General features: G+C 60.5%; 7 protein-coding genes. 4 read left to right on the plus strand and 3 right to left on the minus strand.

Annotation, left to right across the window (positions count from 1 at the left end; genetic code table 11):
* The 3 genes from ACXRVY_RS14490 to ACXRVY_RS14500 form a co-directional block, all read right to left on the minus strand.
* On the minus strand, positions 1-306 hold a 306-nt coding region (locus tag ACXRVY_RS14490; protein WP_458237633.1), incomplete at its 3' end, for a 4-(cytidine 5'-diphospho)-2-C-methyl-D-erythritol kinase.
* Position 307: 1 nt separating this feature from the next.
* Positions 308-925 (minus strand): lipoprotein insertase outer membrane protein LolB, encoded by a 618-nt coding sequence (gene lolB / locus ACXRVY_RS14495; RefSeq protein WP_223461116.1) that lies wholly within the window; start codon positions 923-925, stop codon positions 308-310.
* Positions 926-929: 4 nt separating this feature from the next.
* On the minus strand, positions 930-2,654 hold the full coding sequence (locus ACXRVY_RS14500) for a tetratricopeptide repeat protein (protein WP_223461119.1): 1,725 nt from the start codon (positions 2,652-2,654) through the stop codon (positions 930-932).
* Positions 2,655-2,888: 234 nt separating this feature from the next.
* On the opposite strand from ACXRVY_RS14500, the gene hemA reads away from it, so the two are divergent.
* The 4 genes from hemA to ACXRVY_RS14520 all read left to right on the plus strand — a co-directional run.
* Positions 2,889-4,178, plus strand: coding sequence for a glutamyl-tRNA reductase (hemA, locus tag ACXRVY_RS14505; protein WP_458237634.1), 1,290 nt, complete (start codon positions 2,889-2,891; stop codon positions 4,176-4,178).
* The gene (prfA, locus tag ACXRVY_RS14510) at positions 4,175-5,257 is read left to right on the plus strand and encodes a peptide chain release factor 1 (protein ID WP_223461123.1); all 1,083 of its coding nucleotides are present in this window, start codon (positions 4,175-4,177) and stop codon (positions 5,255-5,257) included. The genes hemA and prfA overlap by 4 nt, the downstream gene beginning before the upstream one ends.
* Entirely contained in the window at positions 5,258-6,088 is an 831-nt protein-coding gene (gene prmC, locus ACXRVY_RS14515; RefSeq protein WP_223461125.1) for a peptide chain release factor N(5)-glutamine methyltransferase, read from the plus strand.
* A partial coding sequence (locus ACXRVY_RS14520) for a ThiF family adenylyltransferase (RefSeq protein WP_458237635.1) occupies positions 6,082-6,224 on the plus strand: 143 nt, incomplete at its 3' end. The genes prmC and ACXRVY_RS14520, both read left to right, overlap by 7 nt.

Below are 6,224 nucleotides of genomic sequence, written 5' to 3' on the forward strand. Positions count from 1 at the left end.
ACCGATACCACCGCCCATGGGCAGGATTTTCTCGATCCAGATGTCGACGCCCAGCGAGCAAGCGGATTGCTCCTGAAGTTTTCTGGCGGCCTTGACGATCAGGTTGCTGTCGTGGGGAACGCCCGGGAATTCGGTGTGCAATTGAATGACACCGTCATCGCGCAGGGCATAGGTGATCTCGTCACCATAATCGAGAAACTGAAACATCGTTTGCAGTTCGTGGTAGCCGTCTTCGCGGCGCCCCAGGATGTGCAGCATCAAATTGAGTTTGGCTGGCGAAGGCAGTGTCAGGCGATTGTCTGGCATTTCACTGCCCCAATTTGCGCGGTTGCCAAGCCTTGATCACCAGCGTGACATCCAGGTCGGTGCCATGCAGTTTGATCCGTTCGGGCAGCCAGTAACCGTTCAGTTGGGTGTATTCGGTGTATTCGACCTGCCAACCGTCCTGTTCGAGAGTGGCCAAACGACTGTCGCCATCCAGCGTCAGACGGCTTTTGCTGTCCGGAGCCGGGAGCCCGCGCACCCACCAGGCCAGGTTGGACACCGGCAATTTCCAGCCCAACTGTTCTTCGAGCAGCACTTCCGGATTCGGTGCGTCGTAGCGTCCCTGGTTGGCGACTTCCAGCGACACCTTGCCCGGACGTCCGGTCAGGCGAGCTGCGCCACGGCCCAGTGGTCCGGACAGGCGAATGTCGTAGTAATCCTGACGCTGCAACCAGAACAGCGTGCCGCTGCCTGAGTCTTTCGGTGCGCGAATGCCGATCTTGCCGTCGATCTGCCAGCCATCGAGGCTCGCAAGTTGCTGTTTGTGCTCTCGCCATTGGGCGGGGTTGCCGTGACCCTCGACTGATTCGCGGGGACCCAGGCCCGCGCAACCGGCGAGCAGGGTGATAAAACTGAAAGCGATGAAATGGCGCAAAAACATAATCTTAAAGAGTCTCTGATCCGGTCAGGCGTTTGATGGTGCCGCGCAGGGCCGGGCTGTCGGGTTGTTCCTTGAGGAACTTGCTCCAGACCTGTTTGGCTTCGCGCTGTTTGCCGTTGGCCCACAGGACTTCGCCCAGGTGAGCGGCGACTTCCTGATCKGGGAAACGATCCAGGGCTTGACGCAACAGGCGCTCGGCTTCGTCCAGATTGCCCATGCGGTAATTCACCCAGCCAAGGCTGTCGAGTACCGCCGGGTCTTCCGGACTGATCTGGTGCGCCTGTTCGATCAGGGCCTTGGCTTCGGCGTAGCGTGTGGTGCGGTCAGACAGGGTGTAGCCGAGTGCGTTCAACGCCATGGCATTGTCCGGGTCGCGCTTGATGATCGTGCGCAGGTCTTTTTCCATCTGCGCCAGGTCATTGCGTTTTTCCGCCTGCATGGCTCGGGTGTAGAGCAGATTCAAGTCGTCCGGGTATTGCTGCAAGGCTTGTTGCAGAATTTTCCAGGCCTTGTCGCCCTGATTGTTGGCGGACAGGGTTTCGGCTTCGATCAGATACAGCTGGATCGCATAATCCGGCTGCTCATCGCGCTCTGCGGCCAGCTTTCTTTGTGCTTCGGCGGTCCTGCCGTTGTTCATCAGGATGTCGGCCTGACGCAATTGCGCCGGTAGGAAGTCGCTGCCCGGGCCAACCTTGGCGTATTCGATCAGGGCGCCTTGCGGGTCGTTTTGTTCTTCGGCGATGCGGCCGAGGTTCAGGTGCGCCGAGTCGACGTGGCTTTCCCGGGCGATCAGGTCTTCCAGGTAACCCTTGGCCTCGTTCCAGGCCTTGGCTTCCAGGCAGACCAGTGCCAGGGAGTAACGCAGTTCGTCGTCCTCCGGGTATTGCTGAACCAGGCTCGAGAACTCGGCCTTGGCGTCGTCCATACGGTTCTGTTCAACCAGCATCCGCGCATAAGTCAGGCGCAGACGCTTGTCGTCCGGGTATTTCTTGATGCTTTTTTGCAGCAGCGGCAAGGCCTCGTCACCGCGATTCAGGGTTTGCAGCAGGCGTGCACGCAGCAGAATCGGGGCAATTTCGCCGTCGTCCGGCGGATGGTTTTCCAGCAGCTTCAGCGCGCCTTTGGTATCGCCATCCTGTTGCATCAGCAGCGCCTTGCCGAAAATCAGCTGGCTGTTGTCCGGATGACGCTGCAACAAACGGTCGAAGCTTTTCATCAATCCGTTGCGGGTGTCCTGGTCGGTGTCGGCCGCGGACAGCGCAAGGAAGTCGAAATGCGTGTCGCCCTTGCCTTGCAGGACTTTCTCCATATAGACCATGGAGTCGTCATAACGCCCGGCGCGTGCCAGCTGCACGGCGGCGGCGCGTTGCGCTTCGAGGTCGTTGGGGGCGTTTTTGGCCCAGATCAGCGCGGTGTCCAGGGCTGCCTGATCGGCGCCCAGATATTCGGCGATACGGAATGCCCGCTCGGAAATACCCGGATCCTGGGTGTTGATGGCCTGGGTCACATAGTTGTCCAGGGCAATGTCGAAACGATTGCGCTGGCCAGCCAGTTCGGCGCTCAACAGGCTGAAGATGGTTTCCTCGCTGAATGAGCTGTAGACCTTGGGCTTTTCAGGGGTCGGGGTGCTGTCTTCAACCGGCGACGTAGCGTCCGGTGAAACGGGTGCCAAGGCCTGGCAGCCGCTGAGGAAGACAAAAGCGAGGAGCAACGCGGAAGATCTATTCATATAGGAAGAGGACGACTAACCTGCGGTCGGATCATCATGACACAAGCTTTCGGCCAAACATAACCGGCCCGCCAATTTACCCGCACAGCGGATCCGACAACGCCTGGCTGCCCTGTAAACGAGAACCGCTCGCAACGTGGATACCATCTACCGAAGCGATAGATATCGAGTGGTTGTTCTGATTCCGTTGAAGTAGGACAATTACCGGCTTCACGTCACCATCAGCGACTTTGAATGGCCTTCCTTGCACTCGGTATTAACCACAAGACTGCTTCAGTAGACGTCCGCGAGCGCGTGGCTTTTACCCCTGAGCAGCTGGTTGAGGCCTTGCAGCAGCTCTGCCGACTCACCGACAGCCGCGAAGCTGCGATCCTCTCCACCTGCAATCGCAGTGAACTCTATATAGAACAGGATCACCTGTCGGCGGACATCGTGCTGCGCTGGCTGGCCGAATATCATCATTTGAGCTACGACGAGCTGCGCGAAAGCGCCTATGTGCATGAAGATGATGCGGCAGTTCGTCACATGATGCGGGTGGCTTCCGGGCTCGACTCACTGGTGTTGGGCGAACCGCAGATTCTCGGCCAGATGAAGTCGGCCTATGCCGTGGCCCGCGAGGCCGGCACCATCGGGCCGTTGCTCGGGAGGTTGTTCCAGGCCACGTTCAATGCGGCCAAACAGGTGCGCACCGACACAGCCATCGGCGAGAACCCGGTGTCGGTGGCGTTTGCCGCGGTGAGCCTGGCCAAGCAGATTTTCAGCGACCTGCAACGCAGCCAGGCCTTGCTGATCGGCGCCGGAGAGACCATCACCCTGGTCGCCCGCCATCTGCATGAACTGGGCGTAAAGCGTATCGTGGTGGCCAACCGTACCCTGGAGCGCGCCAGCATTCTGGCCGAACAGTTCGGTGCTCATGCGGTGTTGCTGTCGGATATTCCGGCGGAGCTGGTGCGCAGCGATATCGTCATCAGTTCCACTGCCAGCCAATTGCCGATTCTGGGCAAGGGTGCAGTGGAAAGCGCCTTGAAACTGCGCAAGCACAAACCGATCTTCATGGTCGATATCGCCGTTCCGCGCGACATCGAACCAGAAGTCGGCGAACTGGACGACGTTTACCTCTACAGCGTCGACGATCTCCACGAAGTGGTCGCCGAGAACCTCAAGAGCCGCCAGGGCGCAGCCCAGGCTGCCGAAGAGATGGTCTCGGTCGGCGCCGAAGACTTCATGGTCCGCCTGCGTGAATTGGCAGCGGTGGACGTGCTCAAGGCCTATCGTCAACAGAGCGAACGCCTGCGCGACGAAGAATTGMAMAAGGCCCAGCGCATGCTGGCCAACGGCACCAGCGCCGAAGAGGTGCTGGTGCAACTGGCCCGCGGGCTGACCAACAAACTGTTGCACGCACCGAGCGTGCAGTTGAAAAAGCTCTCTGCCGAAGGTCGCCTCGATGCGCTGGCGATGGCCCAGGAACTCTTTGCCCTCGGTGAGGGCTCATCGGATAGCTTTTCGGATAAAAAACCGCAATGAAAGCGTCACTGCTCAATAAGCTGGATATCCTCCAGGACCGTTTCGAGGAATTGACCGCCCTGCTGGGCGATGGCGAGGTCATTTCCGATCAGAACAAGTTCCGCACCTATTCCAAGGAGTACGCGGAAGTCGAACCGATCGTGGGCGTCTATAAAGAATTGCTGAAAGTGCAGGATGACCTCGAAGGTGCCCAGGCACTGCTCAAGGACAGCGACCCGGACATGCGTGAAATGGCCGTGGAAGAAGTCCGCGAGGCCAAGGAACGCCTGGTCACGCTCGAAGCCGACTTGCAGCGCATGCTGCTGCCCAAGGACCCGAACGACGGGCGCAACGTGTTCCTCGAAATCCGTGCCGGCACCGGCGGCGACGAGGCGGCGATTTTCTCCGGCGACCTGTTCCGCATGTATTCGCGTTACGCCGAGCGCCGTGGCTGGCGKGTGGAGATCCTCTCGGAAAACGAGGGTGAACACGGCGGCTATAAAGAGGTGATTGCCCGGGTCGAGGGCGACAACGTCTACGGCAAGCTCAAATTCGAGTCCGGTGCGCACCGCGTGCAGCGGGTTCCGGCGACCGAATCCCAAGGCCGCATCCACACGTCGGCCTGCACCGTGGCAGTATTGCCCGAACCGGACGAGCAAGAAGCGATCGAGATCAACCCGGCCGACCTGCGCGTCGATACCTATCGCTCCTCCGGCGCCGGTGGCCAGCACGTCAACAAGACCGACTCGGCGATCCGCATCACGCACTTGCCGTCCGGCATCGTGGTCGAGTGCCAGGAAGAACGTTCGCAGCACAAGAACCGCGCCCGGGCGATGTCCTGGTTGTCGGCCAAGCTGAACGATCAACAGACCTCCGCTGCGGCCAACGCCATTGCCAGTGAGCGTAAGTTGCTGGTTGGTTCCGGTGATCGCTCCGAGCGCATCCGCACCTACAATTTTGCCCAGGGCCGGGTCACCGACCACCGGGTCAACCTGACCTTGTATTCCCTCGACGAGATCCTCGCCGGCGGTGTCGAGGCGGTGATCGAGCCGTTGCTGGCCGAGTACCAGGCCGATCAACTGGCAGCGATAGGTGAGTAAATGACGATCATTGCCAGTTTGTTGCGCGCCGCCGACTTACCCGACTCGCCCACGGCGCGTCTGGATGCCGAATTGCTGCTGGCGGCGGCGTTGGGCAAGTCCCGCAGTTTCCTGCACACCTGGCCGGAGCGCATCGTGCCGAGCGAAGCGGCGCTGACGTTCGCCGAATATTTGCAACGCCGCCGCAGCGGGGAGCCAGTGGCCTATATCCTCGGCCAGCAGGGTTTCTGGAAACTGGATCTGGAAGTGGCGCCGCACACGCTGATCCCGCGCCCGGATACCGAATTGCTGGTGGAAGCCGCGCTGGAACTGTTGCCGGCCACACAGGCCAAAGTACTTGACCTTGGCACCGGCAGCGGCGCGATTGCCCTGGCCCTGGCCAGCGAATGTCCGGCCTGGAGCGTCACTGCCGTGGATCGGATTCTGGAAGCCGTGGCCCTGGCCGAACGCAATCGCCAGCGTCTGCATCTGAATAACGCCAAGGTACTGAGCAGCCATTGGTTCAGCGCCCTGGAAGGTCAGCGTTTTCAACTGATCATCAGCAATCCGCCCTACATCGCAGCGACCGATCCACATCTGGTCGAGGGCGATGTGCGCTTCGAACCGGCCAGCGCCCTGGTGGCCGGTGTCGACGGGCTCGACGATCTGCGTCTGATCGTCGCCCAGGCACCGGACCATCTCGATGCTGGCGGCTGGCTGATGCTCGAGCATGGCTATGATCAGGCCGAGGCGGTCCGCGATTTGCTGCTGACCCGCGGGTTTGAAGAAGTCCACAGCCGCACCGATCTGGGCGGTCACCAACGCATCAGTCTGGGGCGCCTGCCGTGCTGAATGATCAGGAATTGCTGCGTTACAGCCGGCAGATTCTGCTGCAACACATCGATATCGACGGCCAGTTGCGGCTCAAGGAGAGCCGCGTATTGATCGTCGGTCTTGGCGGCCTTGGCGCGCCAGTGGCGTTGTACCT

The organism is Pseudomonas sp. P5_A2_2, from assembly GCF_054177685.1.